The 17088-nt window shown below is 60.4% G+C and carries 14 protein-coding genes; all 14 read left to right on the top strand.

Annotated elements, in window-relative coordinates; all coding sequences use genetic code 11:
* Window positions 1-278 precede the first annotated feature (278 nt).
* The 14 genes from B4F73_RS00135 (at window position 279) to gspL (ending at window position 17043) form a co-directional block, all read left to right on the top strand.
* The gene (locus tag B4F73_RS00135; protein WP_051607513.1) at window positions 279-629 is read left to right on the top strand and encodes a helix-turn-helix transcriptional regulator; all 351 of its coding nucleotides are present in this window, start codon (window positions 279-281) and stop codon (window positions 627-629) included.
* Window positions 630-635: 6 nt separating this feature from the next.
* A complete protein-coding gene (locus B4F73_RS00130; RefSeq protein ID WP_290482224.1) occupies window positions 636-1496 on the top strand; it encodes a hypothetical protein in 861 nt (286 codons plus the stop codon).
* A 316-nt stretch (window positions 1497-1812) separates the two neighbouring features.
* Window positions 1813-4704 carry a hypothetical protein gene (locus B4F73_RS00125; protein WP_290478745.1) on the top strand — a complete coding sequence of 964 codons (2892 nt, stop codon included), beginning with the start codon at window positions 1813-1815 and terminating at the stop codon, window positions 4702-4704.
* Between the two features lie 114 nt (window positions 4705-4818).
* On the top strand, window positions 4819-7428 hold the full coding sequence (locus B4F73_RS00120) for a TonB-dependent receptor domain-containing protein (RefSeq protein ID WP_290482223.1): 2610 nt from the start codon (window positions 4819-4821) through the stop codon (window positions 7426-7428).
* Window positions 7429-7527: 99 nt separating this feature from the next.
* Complete coding sequence (locus B4F73_RS00115) at window positions 7528-8391, top strand: type II secretion system protein N (RefSeq protein WP_290482222.1); 864 nt, start codon at window positions 7528-7530, stop codon at window positions 8389-8391.
* A gap of 2 nt (window positions 8392-8393) precedes the next feature.
* Window positions 8394-10346 carry a type II secretion system secretin GspD gene (gene gspD, locus B4F73_RS00110; RefSeq protein ID WP_206990828.1) on the top strand — a complete coding sequence of 651 codons (1953 nt, stop codon included), beginning with the start codon at window positions 8394-8396 and terminating at the stop codon, window positions 10344-10346.
* Entirely contained in the window at window positions 10343-11833 is a 1491-nt protein-coding gene (locus B4F73_RS00105) for a GspE/PulE family protein (protein WP_206990827.1), read from the top strand. Before gspD ends, B4F73_RS00105 begins: the two co-directional genes overlap by 4 nt.
* Window positions 11833-13041, top strand: a complete 1209-nt coding sequence (locus B4F73_RS00100) for a type II secretion system F family protein (protein ID WP_290478742.1) — start codon at window positions 11833-11835, stop codon at window positions 13039-13041. Before B4F73_RS00105 ends, B4F73_RS00100 begins: the two co-directional genes overlap by 1 nt.
* A 9-nt stretch (window positions 13042-13050) precedes the next feature.
* On the top strand, window positions 13051-13509 hold the full coding sequence (gspG, locus tag B4F73_RS00095; protein WP_206990825.1) for a type II secretion system major pseudopilin GspG: 459 nt from the start codon (window positions 13051-13053) through the stop codon (window positions 13507-13509).
* Complete coding sequence (locus B4F73_RS00090) at window positions 13509-13982, top strand: PulJ/GspJ family protein (protein ID WP_206990824.1); 474 nt, start codon at window positions 13509-13511, stop codon at window positions 13980-13982. The genes gspG and B4F73_RS00090 overlap by 1 nt, the downstream gene beginning before the upstream one ends.
* A gap of 1 nt (window position 13983) precedes the next feature.
* On the top strand, window positions 13984-14361 hold the full coding sequence (gene gspI / locus B4F73_RS00085; protein ID WP_206990823.1) for a type II secretion system minor pseudopilin GspI: 378 nt from the start codon (window positions 13984-13986) through the stop codon (window positions 14359-14361).
* Window positions 14358-14954, top strand: a complete 597-nt coding sequence (gene gspJ, locus B4F73_RS00080; RefSeq protein ID WP_206990822.1) for a type II secretion system minor pseudopilin GspJ — start codon at window positions 14358-14360, stop codon at window positions 14952-14954. The genes gspI and gspJ overlap by 4 nt, the downstream gene beginning before the upstream one ends.
* Complete coding sequence (gene gspK, locus B4F73_RS00075) at window positions 14951-15937, top strand: type II secretion system minor pseudopilin GspK (protein WP_290482221.1); 987 nt, start codon at window positions 14951-14953, stop codon at window positions 15935-15937. The genes gspJ and gspK overlap by 4 nt, the downstream gene beginning before the upstream one ends.
* Complete coding sequence (gene gspL, locus B4F73_RS00070) at window positions 15937-17043, top strand: type II secretion system protein GspL (RefSeq protein ID WP_290478739.1); 1107 nt, start codon at window positions 15937-15939, stop codon at window positions 17041-17043. Before gspK ends, gspL begins: the two co-directional genes overlap by 1 nt.
* Window positions 17044-17088 lie beyond the last annotated feature (45 nt).

Here is a 17088-nt window from a genome sequence, read left to right as displayed (position 1 = left end):
AGGCCCGCCGCTGTCGCTTCGCTCGATCGGCATCCAGGAGGACGCGACCTCCACCATCTGTCCGGAGGGCAGACGGCGCATATGTGCCCGGCGGCGAATCCATTTGATCGACATCTCAAGCTCCCTGCTTCGGCCGATCCCAGAAGGCGCGTGATTCGGTTAAGCGAAAGTGGGCAGACAGCCGTCCCCGCTGTCGCTGTCACAGAACTTTATCACTGCCGACATTAAACCGTACAGAAATCCGCATATCGCTGCGACAGCTGCAAAGGGGCAATGCTGTGACCAGTGATTTTGAATTGGTTTACTCCTTGGAAATCAAGGTATTGGATCTCGAGAAGAAGGTTTTGGAGCTCGAAGAATCAATCGCAGGCCTCACGCAGCAGCTGCATTCGGTTGAAAACGAAGCCACCCTCAATGTTCCTGACGAAATCACCGAGAAAATTCGGGAAGGCGAGAACCCGGTACGGGTTGTCCGCCAGTACCGCCTGATGACCCAAAAGGATCTGAGTGATGTGTGCGGCATTCGCCCGAACCATATTTCGGCCATAGAGCGCGGCATGTCCTATGGCCTCAAAACAGCCAAGCGATTGGCTGATGCGCTTGACGTTCCTGTAGATTTACTGACTTGAGATCCCATGAAACTGATGACCTCCCTCGCAGCTTCGGCTGCTGCTTTCGTTCTGGCTGGATGTTCCAATGGTGCCGACGACGCGCCACGGCCCGTTTTTCCGGACGCTGAGCCAGCCACACAATTCACCCGCGCCTACTCCATGACCGAAAGTCCGGACGGACAGGTTCGCGTCTTTGCCAAGGAGAATGGCGACGAGACCTGGCTGTACGAGGTGCGCCGCGACGGCAAGGCCTGGGGCGAACCTGCACGTCTTGAATTTCCGTCAAAAAGTATTCTGGTCGGTCCCAGCTTCAACCCCGTGGACGGCACGCTCCTGTTCGCGTCAGATGCCGAAATGCCTCAATGGCCTGGCCGGAAAGATTTGAACATCTGGCAAGTGGAACTGGTGGATGGCGAATGGGGGCAGCCTGAACCCCTGTCGGGCGACGTGAATACGGGCGCGAATGAAACCATGGCGGTTGTCTCGGCAGACGGTCTGATGGTGTACACCTCGAACAAGAGCGGCAGCTATAATCTGGCCGACGCCCGCCGGGATGATGAGGGCAACTGGATCAAGCAGCGTGACCTGGAAGAGGTCAACGATTTCCGCACGAATGATCATCTGGCGCTTACGGCAGATGGACGGACGCTGTTCTTCTACTCGCATCGCGCCCCCAAGATCGGCATTGTCGACATCTGGATTTCGAGCCGACAGGAAGATGGCACTTGGGACGCGCCGAGAAATCCCGGAGAGCCTCTGAATTCTGCAGGTATAGACTATGGGCCCGGCCTTTCCGCGGATGGGAAAACGCTGTTTTTCTCGCGGGAAGGCGATCTGTTCCAGATTCCCGTATCGGTCGTCCTTGCCGGCGATCCTGACGCCTGATCCCTTAATGTTCCGGGCGATGCAGCGTTAACACGGCCGCGTCGGTCTCCTTCTCAGGAGTGCCGCGATCACAGTTGATTATCGAGCCTTTTTCGCGTGCCTGACGTTTCTGGCGGCGCGCTCACAGGCCGTGGACTGCGGGTTCATGAAGGTTAGTGCAGCCGTCATAAAAACTTTGCGGAACTGTGCGGAAACCGTCGCGGGTCACTGCGATAAGCCGCTTCGGATGCAGGTGGCCATGGAATCACTATTGGCCCGATCCAACGAATTATTGCTGAGACCGGCATCCTTCATTGGGGCCACAAAGGGGTAAAGAATGAAACTCGGGAAGACCTTGAAGCTCGCGACCATGGCGAGTGTTGCCGTGCTGACACTCGCTGCGTGTTCGGACACGACGATTTCCTCACCAGGAGCATCCGAAACGCCGGTGAGCCCACCGCCGCCACCGCCTCCGCCACCGCCGCCGGCCGCAGCGACTATCGATCTGGTCCCGACAGCCGGCTGTCCTACGGGCACGGCTGAAGCCACATTTGCTGCTGTGGCTGCCGATGGCTTCTCCGACGTCGACGTGTGTGTGCTCGGATCCGACGCTACAGGCGGCACGACGATCACGGCCGACCTTGAAATTCCAGCCAACACCACGATCGCCATTCAGGGCCCCGTCTTCATCGGTGAAGACAACAAGGATAACGCTGGAACGCCCGTCACGCTGACGATCAATGAGGGCGTTCGCTTCTTCGGCGCGTCCGCAGGCGGCACCGCGACAGCCACCGATGACTATATCGTTGTGACGCGCGGTTCGACGATTGCGGCGACGGGCACTGAGGCTGCTCCGATCCGCTTCACGGCGCGCGCAGCCATGAATGATGAAGAGACCGGCTCCAACCTGATCGAAGCTGGCACCAATGCTCAATGGGGCGGCCTGGTCATCAACGGTTTCGCACCGATCAATGCGTGCGGCGAAACCACTGCAACCGGCGGCACCGCTGACTGTGAGAAAAGCGGCGAGGGGTCATCCGGTCTGTTCGGCGGCGCAACCGCTGACGATGATTCCGGTAACCTGAACTATGTAATCGTCGAGTATGCAGGCGCCCGCCTGACCAATACGGACGAGTTGAACGGCATCGCCTTCCAGGGCGTTGGGTCCGGCACGGACGTTGACTATGTTCAGGTCCACAACAATCTCGATGACGGTATCGAATGGTTTGGCGGTACTGTGAACGCGAAGCACGTTGTCATCACCGGCGCTGGCGATGACTCGCTGGACTGGACCGATGGTTGGCAGGGCAAGCTGCAGTTCGCAGCTGTCCGCTCGACAGTTCCTAGCTCTGACGATCCGCGCGGCATCGAAGCTGACAACCGTGACGGCGAGAATGACAAGACGCCATTCTCCAGCCCGAGTGTTTCCAACTTCACGCTCGTCGGCACAGATGGCAATCAGCAGGGCATCCTGCTGCGCCGTGGTACACAGGGCAACATCGTGAACGGCATTGTGACCGGCTACGCAACCGGCATCGACGTCGATAACCCTCAGACCTTTACCGGCTTCTCGGATGGCGATCTGGTGATCGAATCCCTGCTCCTCGACACAGCTGAGAATTTCGCTACGGACTCCGACGGTGTTCCGACCTTCGCGGCTTCTGCGAACATCCGGACGGGCAACAACTCGCTGGTGGAGAATTTCTTCCCTGGCCAGCAGGAGCTGAACGTTCCTGTGTCCACGGTTCTGGCAGCTGACGCCTTCTTCGATACCACCACCTATATCGGTGCATTCGGACCAACCGAAACCAGTGCAAACAGCTGGGCTAACTTTGCCCTCGCTGGCACGCTGTTCGACGAAGAAGAAGCCGAGTGCCCAACCGGCACGACTGAAAATGGCGAACTGGACGGCAAGAAGCTGTGCCAGATTGATGGCTCCAGCTCCATCACGTCAGACCTGCGTCTCTCCAATGGAGACGAGTTGATCTATGAACTGGTCGGTCCGGTCTTTGTCGGGGTTGACCGTGGTCCCGATCCGGCTGCACCGCTCGCAGGCTCTGCTGCCGCATCGCTTACGATTGATGCGGGTGTGACGGTCGTCGGTGAAGGCAATGACGACTACCTCGTCATCGCTCGGGGGTCTCGCCTCCTGTCGAACGGCACCGAAGCTCAGCCGGTCGTCTTCACCGCCAAGACGGTTGTGGATGGCACAATCGCGGCCCTCGACCAGGACACCAAGGGTGTTTGGGGTGGGATCGTCATCAACGGTCGCGCTCCGATCAATGCCTGTAACGAGACCACTGCGACGGGCGGCACGGTTGATTGTGAAAAGTCAGGCGAAGGTTCCTCCGGCCTGTTCGGTGGTGCAACTGCCGACGATGACTCCGGTCAGATCTTCTACACCCGCGTTCAGTATGCTGGTACACGCCTGACCAATACGGACGAACTGAACGGCATTGCCTTCCAGGGTGTCGGTTCGGGCACCGAAGTTGATTATGTCCAAGTCTACAACAACCTCGACGACTGCTTCGAATGGTTCGGTGGTGCGGTAAACGCCAAACACCTGGTCGCAACGGGTTGCGGTGACGACAGCATCGATTGGACAGATGGTTGGACCGGTTCGCTGCAGTACGGCATCGTCTACGCCGGTGCGACAAGTGCAACGGGCGGCCTTTCGGGTGACCCGCGCGGCATCGAGGGTGACAACCGTAATGGTGAGAACGACAAGACGCCGGTCTCCAGCCCGGATCTGTCCAACATCACGATCATTGCCAGTGGCGACGCTGCTGCAGACACGGGCGCCGTGCTGCGTCGCGGTACGCAGGGTACGCTTGTGAACGCCATCATCCTTGGCTGGCCAGATGCCGGTCTGGATGTCGATGATCCACAGACGCAGACCAACGTTACAAATGACGACCTGCTGATCCGCTCGCTCTTCCTCTCCGACAATGGTGAAGACATCGAGAGCGGTGACACGGACGACGTGACCTTCGTCACAGCTGACAATGTTGTGACCGGTCAGACGGTGACCATGTCCGGCTTTGCCTTCCGGTCGGGCCGTCCTGGTCTTGTCCCGGGCGCCAATGAGAACGCTGTTCCCGTCTATGACGTGACCGGCATCGGCAACCTCGAAGCCACAACATATATCGGCGCTGTAGAAGATGCTGATGACATGTGGTTTCTCGGCTGGACGATCGATCAGGAAGGTAACCTGACATCGACCAACTAAGCCGGCCTTGAACAGATTGGATGGGGCGGCAGACTCTGCTGCCCCATTCCGTCGTTCAGACCAGAGACATTTCGGCGGGGCTGAGTCCCGTCAGCCCATTACAGGAAACCTCAAATGAAACGCCTCCTGTCTGCCCGTTCCTTGCTGTTGACCGGAGCCTGCCTTGCCTGGCTGTCACCGGCATTCGCTCAAGAAGACTCCTCGCCATCCGACTCCGCTCCTGCTGTCGAGCAGGAGGAGGAAGCCCGTCAGGAAACTGTCGTCGTGCGTGGCTTGTTCATTCCGGACGAAAAACGCTCCACTTCCGAAGTCGCCGCTCTCATTGATGAAGGCGATTTCTCGCTGCAGGGAGACGGCGATGCTGCCGCTGCCCTCGCGCGTGTTGCCGGTATCGCCACGGCTGAAGACGAGTTCATTTACGTCCGTGGTCTCAATGAGCGCTACTCGACCGCGCTTCTCAACGGATCACCGCTGCCAAGCCCTGCGCCATTGCGCCGGGTCGTGCCGCTGAACCTGTTTCCGACATCCGCTCTGAAGAGCGTTCTGGTCCAGAAGACCTATTCACCAAACCTTCCGGGCGAATTTGGGGGCGGTCTTGTCGATTTGCGCACCAAGACCGTGCCGGATGAAGCCTTCTTTACTGTCGGCGCAAAAGTTGCCCGCGATACGTCGACGACGCTTCGCAATGGCCTGATGTATGACGGGACAGATACCGACATTTTGGGCTTCGATGATGGTGCTCGCGACCTGCCTTCCCTGGCAGATGGTCTCACAACTGAGTTCGGCCGTCAGTTGACTGATAATTCATCCCTCCTGGTCATGCAGGAAGGGGAGGTTGCTCCAAACTTCAGCATCGATATGTCGGCAGGCAACAATTTCGACCTCACGTCTGATATCTCGATGGGCGTGATCGCCGCTGTCGGATATGGCAATTCCTGGCAGACGAAGCGGGGAACGCGGGGGTATGGCGACCTTGAGGGTGACGGTCTCCGGTCAGCTTTCCAGCTGGATCGTTTGAGCACACAGAATACGATTGATACGAACGCCTTGGCGACAATTGGTTTCGAGGCATTCTCCGACCATGAGATCAAGTTCACCGGGCTTGTGACCCGCTCCTCTGAAAAGGAAGCGCGGATCATTACCGGCGAGAACAATGAAGACGTCAACCAGCGCCTCGATGCTTTGGAATGGGTCGAGCAACAGCTCTGGTCCACGCAGGTCCAGGGCGAGCATTTCCTGCCTCAAGTCATGGATATGAAGGTGGAATGGCGCGCGTCATATTCCGAAGCGCTTCGGGATGCGCCCTACCAATTGTCGAACATCTACAACATCAATGATGCCGGCGTGCCGATCCTCTCTACCAGCCCTGCTGCGAACCGTATGCAGTTCAGCAAGGTTGAGGATGATACCACGGATTTCGGGATCGACGGCACATTGCCGATGACGCGGGACGGGGAGTGTACGTTCCTTTGTGAGGCTGACCTGAAATTTGGCTACAGTTATGTTGAGAATGATCGCGCAGCCACCTCGCTGCTCTACGATATCAACGGTGTCGGCGGCACGGACCGCACTCAGCGTCTCGATTACATCTATGACTATATCTTCCGGTCGGGTGTTGGCTCGATTACGGAAGTAGCTGGTGAGCAATTCCCGCAATTCTATGTCGCAACGCTGGAAATTGATGCCGCTTATGCCGGGATCGATGCTCAGATCACGCCCTATATCCGGGCTGCGCTGGGCGTGCGTTTTGAAGACGCGATCGAGGCCATTGATACGCAGAACATCAGTGGCGATCTCACCGGCAACACGGTGGAAGGGGTCATCGACCAGTCTGACTGGTTGCCGGCTCTGACCATCACCTGGAACCCGATCGAGGATTTGCAGGTTCGTGGGGGATATTCCGAAACGCTGACGCGTCCTCAGTTCCGCGAACTGGCCCCGGCTGTGTTCGTCAATACGGAAACCGACGCCACCTTCTTCGGTAACCCGTATCTCGTGAACGCGTCGATCAAGAACTATGACCTGCGCGGCGAATACTATTTCGCCCGTGACCAGTTCGTGACGCTCGGCCTGTTCTACAAGGATCTGGAAAACCCGATCGAGGAGATCCTGGCCGGTACAGAGACAATTCAGACGACGTTTATCAACGTACCCTCTGCCAAGCTGTACGGATTTGAAGTCGAATACGAACAGCTCCTGCCATTCGACCAGTGGACCGGCTTGGGCTTCTTTGATGATCGCGAAGTTCAGGTGAAAACCAACTACACCTGGTCAGATTCCGAGATCGGAGCAGATGGTGAAGTGGCCTTCAATATCGGTACGAATCTGAACCCGGTGCGCGGCACCACGACGGCTGCCGGGCGTCTCGAAGACGGGCGCCGGATGCAGGGCCAGTCCGAACACCTCTTCAACGTCCAGCTGGGCCTTCTCAATGAAGAGGCGCAGTCCGAATACAACCTGCTGTTCAATTATGTCAGCGAGCGTATCCGGTCGGGTGAGAACGGCAACCTGCCCGCAATTCTGGAGCAGCCGCCAATGACGGTGGACTTTGTCTGGAACAAGCGCTTCCAGTCTGGCAGCGGCCAGTATGAATTCTCCCTCAACATCGAAAACATCCTTCAGGAAGACTATGAAGCTTTTCAGGAGCGCGGGGGTGACCGCGTGGATGTCGATACGTACGAGCAGGGAACCATTTTCAGTATTGGCCTGAAACGTATGTTCTAGCTTCGGCTCTGATATTGCATATCATCAATTACAGGTCCGCGGCCATTGTCGTCGCGGACCTGTTAGCTTAGGGGAAACCCTCTTTCGAGGGGCTTGATATTGACGGAACGGCTTGAATCTCTTGCAATTTTCGCTCGGCGTAGCGTCGGGCCTGCCTTGCGCGTGATTGAGGTCGCCTTGGTCGTGGGCATTGGCTTGGCGACGGCAAAGCTCATTTGGCTGGCGGTAGAACCGGGCGGGGCAGTCTCTCCGGACATCCCGGTTCGCTCCGTCGTGCAGCCCCCGCAAGGTATCGCAACCAACATATCCGTGGATACGTCCCGGCTCCTCCACGAAAATCCGTTCGGCGCGGCCTCCGCCCTCGTGGCGGATATCCCGGACGCGCCGGAAACAAGTCTGAACCTCAAGCTGCGGGGTGTCCGCGCATCGTCGGAAGAGGCCGGCGGCATCGCCCTCATCACCACACCAGACAACCGGACCGCAGCCTATTCGCCCGGCGAAGCCATCCTTGAGGGGGTCACCCTTCACCGGATTTATGGGGACCGCGTCACGCTCCGGAAGGGCGGCCAGACGGAGGCCCTGATGATGGAAGGCGGCGCCGGCCTGCTATCGGTCCTGACCACGCCGGGCCAGCCTGACCCCGAGAGCAATAATTCTGCCACGGGCTCCACCAGCGCTCGGATCGCCCGCGCCGACCTGATGTCCAGCATCACGATAGATCCGGTCCATCACGGTCAGGAATTTGTCGGCTACCGTATCGGCTCCCGGGGTGACGCTGACGTGATGACCCGCGCGGGTCTTCAGCCCGGCGATGTGGTCGTGGGCCTGGATGGCGCAGACATCAATGACGTTCCTCCGGCAGAGCTTGCCCGGAAATTCTCCGATCCTAATCCCGTTCGTCTGAAGATCGACCGGGACGGAAAGACAATTGACCATACCCTCGCGCCCGAGGAGGCCCGATAGACATGAATTTGAAAACCCTCTTGTCCGCAACGGCAGTTCTCGCAGCATCTCCGTCGGCCTTTGCCCTGGCCAATGAGACGCCGGCGGATACGGCGCGGCACATCCTGAATTTCGAGGATGTCGAGCTGTCCGCCCTTATCGCGGACGTGTCGACGGTGACGGGCTACACGTTTGTCGTGCATCCGGAAGCGCGCACCAAGCGGATCACGGTCTCCTCCACCACTCCGCTGACGCGCCAGCAAGTGTTCGATGTGTTCCTGTCCTCCTTGCGCGTGCACGGATTTACGGCGATCCCGGCCGGTAAGGCCACATATCGCATTGTCCCGGAACAAAGTGCTGTGGGTGAGGCGGGCATGGGGGCATACGGATCGAACGCCTTCACGACCGAAATCTTCAGCCTCCAGCATCTGAACGCCCTCGAAGCAGCGAAGATGCTCAAGCCGGTGATTGACGAGCAGGGACAGGTGATTGCCAATGCCCAGTCGAACACTTTGGTCGTTGTGGATTATGCGTCCAACATTCCCCGCTTGCGCAGCATGGTCGACAAGATTGATGCCGACCCTTCGGTGACGGAAACCATCCAGCTGGCCAACACCTCCGCCACGGAAGTCGCGAACATCCTGACCTCTCTGAACACCAGTGCCGGCGAGGACGCCTACAAATCCAATTTCAGGGCCATAGCGTCCGAGGCGGGCAATGCGCTGATCCTGCGCGGTGATCCGGCCGCCGTTGAGCGCGCCAAGCTCGTGACGGCGGACCTGGATGGCCGCGACCGGCTTCAGGACACGATCCGGGTCGTCCCGCTGAATAATGCGGATGCGGCCGATGTGGTGCCGATCCTGCAGCAGGTGGCCTTTGCCATCGACAAGCGCCGCGGACTCGCGGATGCGAGTGAGGCGACCACAATCGCCCACCATGATTCCACCAACTCGCTGGTCATCAGCGCGGCGCCGGAAACCCTGCTTAGCCTCGAGCGCGTCATTGGCGATCTTGACCGCCGCCGCGCCCAGGTTCTGGTGGAGGCCATCATTGTCGAAATGGCTGACGACACGGCGCGGCAACTCGGTCTTCAATTCCTGTTGTCAGGCACCGGCAGCAGTTCAGTCCCGTTCGCCACGACAAATTTCTCGGCATCGGCGCCAAACCTGCTCACGCTTGCGGGAGCGATCAGCAGTGACACGCCATTTTCAGGGGACGAGGACAGCGCAGTCAGCGACTCGCTGACAACGGCGGCGCTCAACTCGCTACTGGGATTGACCGGGATCACGGTTGGGGTCGGCGGGCAGGATGGTGATACATTGTTCGGCGCTGTACTGACGGCTGTGGAAGCGGACACAAATTCCCGCATTCTCTCTAAGCCATTCAACATGACTCTGGACAACGGAACATCGTCGCTGCTTGTCGGGCAGAATGTGCCAATCACAACCGGTCAGGTGCTGGGGGACGATAACACAAACGCTTTCACGACCGTGGATCGCAAGGATGTGGGGGTTGGGCTGACCGTTACGCCTCGAGTGTCGAATGATGGAACGATCCGTATGCAAATAACGCAAACCGTATCCAATGTGGCCGGCGCTATTACGGCAGGTGTGACAGATATCGTGCTCAATACGAGAGAGATCAATACCAGCGTGATCGCCGACGATGGTGAGATCATTGTCCTTGGCGGCCTTATTGAGCAGACCGAAGCCTTTTCCAATGAGAAGGTGCCGTTGCTTGGGGATATTCCTGTTGCAGGTCGCCTGTTCCGGACGGAAGGCAAGTCGCTTGGTCGGACGAATCTGATGGTCTTCATCCGCCCGACGATTGTTCGCGACCGTGCCGGAGCAAAAGCCGTTACATCACGCTCCTACAACTATATCCGCGCCGAAGAACTCTGGGACGGAGAGGGGAGCGACACGTCCTCTATCGACAATTTCATCACAGAAGTGCTGGGAAGCCCGCCGCCGCAATGACGCCGACCGATTTCGCCCCGACGCAATTCACATACGCCTTTGCCAAGGAGAAGGGACTGGTCGTCCTGCCCGGACGGGAGCAGCTGACCGTGGCTGTCCGTCAGGGCGCAGATCCGCTGGCGCTGGTGGAGGCACGACGCGCGCTCGGCAGCGTGTTTGCTCTGGAATCTCTGGACAAGGACTCCTATGACCGGTTGCTGGCCGAGGCCTTTGCGTCTGGACCGATGGCGGATGATGACGTCGATGCCGCCGTGGAGAGCCGGGGCGGTCTGGAGAGCCTGATCGACGATATCCCGAAAGCTGCAGACTTGCTCGACGGGCAGGATGACGCGCCGGTGATCCGCCTGATCAACGGCCTGATCCACGAAGCCATCAAGCGTCGCGCGTCCGACATCCATATCGACCCGTTCGAAAACCATCTCTCGATCCGCTACCGGATTGATGGCGACCTCGTCGAAGTGCTAACTCCGCCGCGCAAACTGGCCGCGCCCATCTTGTCTCGGATCAAGGTCATGGCGCGGCTCGACATAGCCGAAAAGCGTCTCCCGCAGGACGGCCGGATTTCTCTGTCAGTAGGCGGACGGTCTATTGATGTGCGTGTGGCCACACTCCCCACCCGGTATGGGGAGCGGGTTGTGCTGCGTCTGCTCGACACAAAGAACGCGCTGGTCGGCCTGCCGGAACTTGGCATGGATGCTGACACGCTGGAGCGTTTCTCCGATGCGCTGGCCCAGCCAAATGGCGTGATCCTTGTCACCGGGCCGGTCGGCTCCGGCAAGACGACGACGCTCTATGCGTCGCTCTCGCGCCTGAACAACGGTCGCGACAACATCATGACCCTGGAAGACCCTGTTGAGTATGGTCTGCCGGGCATCAGCCAGACCCAGATGGACCACAAGGTCGGCCTGACCTTTGCGGCGACGCTCCGCTCCATTCTTCGCCAGGATCCAAATGTTGTTATGGTCGGCGAGATCCGGGATTCCGAAACGGCGGAAGTCGCGTTTGAATTCGCCTCCACGGGCCGTCTCGCTCTGTCCACACTCCACACGAACAGCGCTGCCGGGGCAATCACCCGCCTGCGCGACATGGGCGTCGAGGCCTACCTGCTCGCGTCCACGCTGCGCGCGGTGATGGCACAGCGCCTCGTCCGCCGCCTCTGCCCGAATTGCAAGACGGAGCGTCCGGCCACCGCGGTGGAACTCGACGCTCTCGGCTTTGGCGCAGGTGACACCGTCATGGTGGGCGAGCCGAATGGCTGCTTCTCGTGTGGCAATACCGGCTTTGATGGCCGGATCGGTATCTATGAGCTTCTGGTCGTGGACAGCAATATCCGCGACCTGCTCGGGTCCGAGGCCAGCGAGCACCGGATCGACGAAGCCGCGTTTTCCGGACATGACCGCCTGATCGACAATGCGCGGCGCTATGTCGTCTCGCAGGAAACCAGCCCCGCTGAAGTGCTCCGCGTCAGCCGCAAGGGAGGTGGGTGATGCCGGCATTTGAGTATGTCGCCGTCGATGATCATGGCAGGCGCCAGAAAGGGATTATTTCCGCCGAAAGCCCGCGTTCTGCGCGCCGCGAATTGCGCCTGCGTGATCTCATGGCGCTCGATGTCATTCCCGTCAGCGAGCAATCGGCCAAGGCAAGCCGCATCGGCGGCCGGATCGGCGAAAAGCAGCGTGTCCTTCTGGTGCGGCAATTGTCCGTACTCCTGCAATCGGGCCTTCCGGTCGAACAGGCGCTTGGCGCCGCCGCAGAGGATGCGACAACCCCGCAGGCCCAGCGTGTCCTGCACGCCATCAAGACCGAGGTCACCGAAGGCGCGCGTCTCGCAGACGCGATGTCAGTCGCGCCAAAGGCGTTTCCACCGCTCGTGCGCTCGGTCGTCTCTGCCGGCGAACTGTCGGGACGGCTTGGCGACGTCATGGAGCGCCTCGCGACATATCTGGAGCGTAGTCACCAATTGCGCCAAAAGGTTCAGGCAGCGCTGATCTATCCGGCGGTTTTGGGCATCATGGCTGTCGGCATGATCATCGCCATGATGTTGTTTGTCGTGCCGCGCCTGGTCGAGCAATTCGACCTGTTCGACACGGATCTGCCACTGATCACCCGTATCGTGGTCAATCTGTCCGAAGCCCTGCAATCACATGGTATCCTGATCGCTCTGGCGCTCGCGACCCTGGTCTTCGCCGTGGTCCGCGCCTTCAGGGTTCCCGCGGTGCGCCGCGCAATTGATCGCTACAGCCTGAACCTGCCTATTGTGGGCCCGCTAAACCGGACCGTCTGCGCGGGCCGGTTCGCGCGTGTCTTCGCGACGCTCTCCGGCTCTGGCGCGACCATTCTTGAGGCTTTGAGCGGGGCCAAGGGTGCCTCGGGCAATCTCGTCTTCAGTGAGGCGGCAGAACAGATTGGCGAACGTGTGCGCGAAGGCGGCTCCTTTGCCGGCGCGCTGAAGGCCACCGGTGTCTTCCCGCCCATGATGGTGCACATGGTCTCCAGCGGAGAGGCCGGGCGCGACATTCCCGGCATGATGACCCGCGCGGCAGACTATCTGGACAATGAATTCGAAACGGGATCGTCCACGCTCCTGTCCCTGCTGGAGCCGCTGATCATTGTTGTGCTCGGCGGGCTGGTTGGCCTGATCGTCCTGTCGGTTATGTTGCCGATCCTGCAACTCAATACTCTCGCTATCGGATAGGAGGCAGTCATGCACTTAGTCACGCCCCGCACCCCTCAGGAAAAGCGCCGCAAGACGGCGGGCTTCTCGCTCGTGGAACTCATGGTGGTGGTTTTCATCATGGGCCTGCTCGCCACGCTGATCGTCGTGAATGTCGCTCCGGCGACCGACCAGTCCCGCATCGGCAAGGCGCATTCCGACATTGCGGCGCTCGAAAGCGCGCTCGATATGTATAATCTCGACATGTACGGATACCCTTCCGCGGATCAGGGCCTGGCGGCGCTGAGCACGGCGCCCACCGGTGCACAGGCCGCGCAGTACCGCCCCGGAGGCTATATCAAACGCATGCGGACTGATCCCTGGGGCAATGAATACGAGTACGCTTTCCCTGGCACACGGTCGGGCAGCGCCTATGACGTCTTCTCCACTGGTCCGGATGGACAAGCCGGAACGGACGACGATATCGGGAACTGGGATCCCGCAAGCTGATGACGCCAATCCTGTCCTCTCAATCCGGCATGTCTTTGGTTGAGGTTCTGGTTGCGCTCTTCATTCTGGCGCTGGCCAGCGCCGCAATCGTCATGACGCTGCCCCGCCAGCCGTCCCGTCTTGACCGGGAAGTGGCGCGGCTGGAGCTGGCCATTGACCGTCTGGCAGACGAGGCCATCGCCTCGGGCGAGGTGCGCGCCATCCGTCTGGGGGAAGATGAATATGCGGCCGAAGCCTGGCGTGACAGTCGCTGGGTCGCGCTGCCGCGATCGGCGCACACATTGCCATCCCCTCTGGCGATCTCTGTCTCAACATCGCGCCGGGGGCTTCAGGAGAGTGATCCGAAGGATTGGCCGCACATCGTGGCCGACGCGACCGGCATCGTGTCAGCGCAGCCGCTGACCCTGATCGAGGGCACGGACCGGCGTGTCCTGACCGTGTCGTCGTCCGGCATGGTCGAGGTGGAGCGCTGACATGACGTCTCCGCGTTCACAGCAAGGCTTCACGCTGGTCGAAGTGCTGGTTGCGCTCGGCGTGTTCAGTATTGCTGCCATGTCGCTGGCGCATCTCGGGAACGAAACCCTTGTTGGCGCGCGCCATGTGGACCAGCGTTTCCTTGCCACTGTCGAAGCGGACAATCTGATGGCCGAGGCGCTCGTACGCCCCGGAGCCATTCCGCCGGGTGTGAACACCGGGGAAAGTACGCAGCGCGGGCGCAGGCTGACGTGGATGCGCACGATCAGCGCCACCGGACGGGAAGGCCTGTTTTCCGTGTCCGTGACAATAGGCGATGCCGAAACGGGCCAGCAACTCGTGAACCGCCAGACCCTGATGCGGGTGCCGACATCATGAGCAAGTCGGCCGGGTTCACCTTGATCGAAATGTTGGTGGCGCTCGCCGTGACCTCGCTGCTCATGGTGGCGGGATCGACCCTGTTGATCCAGACCTTGCGGTCCGGTCAGATGGTGGAGGCCCGCACAGAGATGGTTCGCGATCAGGATACGGCCCATAGCCTGCTGCGGGATGACCTCGCCAATGCGACCCTGCGCCTGACCCAACCGCCCAATGGGCTCGATGCTCCCAAGGCCTTCAGCGGCGGATTCTCCACACTGGAGCCCTTGCTGGCCTTCACCCGGGCTGGCTGGATCAATCCCGGTAAGGTCGAGCCACGGGGCGACCTGCAACGGGTGGAATACTTCCTGACCGACGGAAGCCTTGTTCGCCGCGCCTGGCTGCGCCCTGATCCGGTCTACAACACGCCCTATGCAGATCGCGTGATTGCCGAAGACCTCGACAGCGTCGGTCTGCGCTTTCTGACCGGCACCAGTTGGCAACTGGACTGGCCGGGCCAATCAGACACGCTACCGGATCTGGTCGAGCTGACTTTCGTGTTCGGAGAAGGCGATGAGTTGCGCCAGCTTTTCCTTGTTGGGGGCGCAGGATGAAACGCTCGCACCGTTCCGATCATGAGCGCGGCGCGACCCTGCTCAGCGTCTTGCTCATCATCGTCCTGATGTCGACAGCGGCGCTCGCGGCGACCGATGCGCTGGCGCGGTCTGTCAGCGTTTCGCGAGTCTCGGCCAGCCGGGCCGACAGCTTCTGGGCAACACGCGGGGCCTTGTCTGTGGGTGAGGCATTTGTGAACGAGGCCCTGGCAAAGACAGACGGAGCCTTGACGCCAGACTCCCTGTTGTTCCGTGAGCCGATTGTATTTGCGTATTCGCGTGGGACAATTTCCGTCCGGTTTTACGAGGCCACGAATTGCCTGAATCTGAATGCGCTTTCGCTGGGGGACGGTGAAGCCTCCGCCGGGAGCGTGTCCCCCGACCAACTCCACCGCATGCTTGAGGGCGCAGGCCTGTTCAACAGCGAGGCGCAGCATCTGGTGGATTCGCTGTCCGACTGGATGGACGCGGATACCAGTCCCCGCGCCTCCGGCGCCGAAGATGGCGCGTATGGAGGCCGGTCAATCCCTCATCGGACGCCGGGACAGCGGCTCGTCTCTATCAGCGACCTGCGCGCGATCGACGGCTTCACTCCGGATGTAATGAACGAGATTTCGAACCTGGTCTGCGTCCGTTCAAGGTCGGATGATGCACCGCTGAACATCAACACGCTGACAGCGGCTCAGGCGCCACTGCTGGCAGCGCGCTTCTCCGACGAGTTGTCCACAAGCGAAGCCGAACAACTGATCCTGTCGCGCCCGGAAGGGGGGTGGCTGAATGTTGGTGAATTCCTCCTGTCGCGGGATGTGGCCAGTATCGCGCCGGAATTGCGCCGGGATAGCGCGCTGTCGATACGCTCCGATCGGATTGGGGCTGCCATTTCGATTGCCTCCGACACGGGCACGATTCGCATCGATGCGACCTATGGGCGTGGCACCGATGGCATTTATGTCCTACAGGGCTCAAACAGGAGATCTGGCTGATGCGCCCGAGACTTTACACGGAAATCCCGAGGGACGGCGAAAACTGGCGGTTCGTGCGGAGCGGTCCGTCCGGGCTGGAGCCCGTACCGGAGGGCGCAGGCATTCCATCTGGTGCGGATGTTGTCGTCTTCGTTCCCGGAACCGAAGTGACAGCGCACCGGGTGCGTGCGGCGGCCCGGCGGCCGGTAGAACTAACGCGCCTTGCGACGTTTGCGATCGAGGATGATCTCGCCGTGCCGGTCGAGTCCGTTCACGTCGCCGTATCTGCGGATCAGGACGATGCGGGGTTCCGGATAGTCTATGCCGTGTCGCACACAGTCATGCAGCATTGGCTGGACCAGCTTGAGGCGGCCGGCCTCGGATCGGCCCGGATTGTGCCGGATCTGTCCCTGTTGCCGCCAACCGAACAGGTCGATTTCGGTCGCTATCAATTGCTGACCGTCGAGGGAAGTCCCGTTGCGTTCGACAATGACTGGCCGAGTGATGTCATGTCGGCGCTCCTCAAGGGCACGGAGGCAAACGCCGCTCCCCGTCGCGCAGAGTCCCTGACCGAACTGGCGCTCTGGGCCGAGGCGGCGCCGCGCCTGACCGATCTCCGGCAGGGCACATATGCCCGCGCCTCTGAAACCGGCATCTCCCTGAAACAGTTTCGCTTGCCCGCGGCGCTTGCGGCCACCCTGTTTGTGGCATGGGGCGCGCAGACGGCGCTGTCGGTGCATACGATGAAGAATCTGACGACGGCGCTGGATGCGGAATCCCGCGCGCAATATGCCGCCGCTTTCCCGGGCCAGCAGGTGCCGTCCAATCCTGCCGCCGCCTTGCGCTCGCGCACCGGGTCAGCGACCAGCGTCGCCGCGCCCAGCTTCCAGCAGACCAGTGCGGCGCTATACGGAGCGGTGGAGAGTGTCAGCGGAGCGAATTTGGTCAGCTTGCGCTATGACCGCGCCATCGGTGAGCTTCGCGCCACGCTGACATATCCGGCCTTTGGGGCAGATTTGGACCTGAAGACGGCGATTGAGGCCACCGGCCTGCAGGTCAGTTTGGGCGATACGCGCCTTGAGGATGGACGGGTCGTGGGCGATCTGTCGATTGGAGGACGCTCATGATGGGATACTGGAACAGCCGCACCGGACGAGAGCGGGGATTGATCT

The organism is Hyphomonas sp. UBA3601 (assembly GCF_002375605.1).
Lineage (GTDB): Bacteria > Pseudomonadota > Alphaproteobacteria > Caulobacterales > Hyphomonadaceae > Hyphomonas.
The sequence above is the reverse complement of the archived record's forward strand: the minus strand, read 5'-3'. Positions and strand labels throughout refer to the sequence as shown.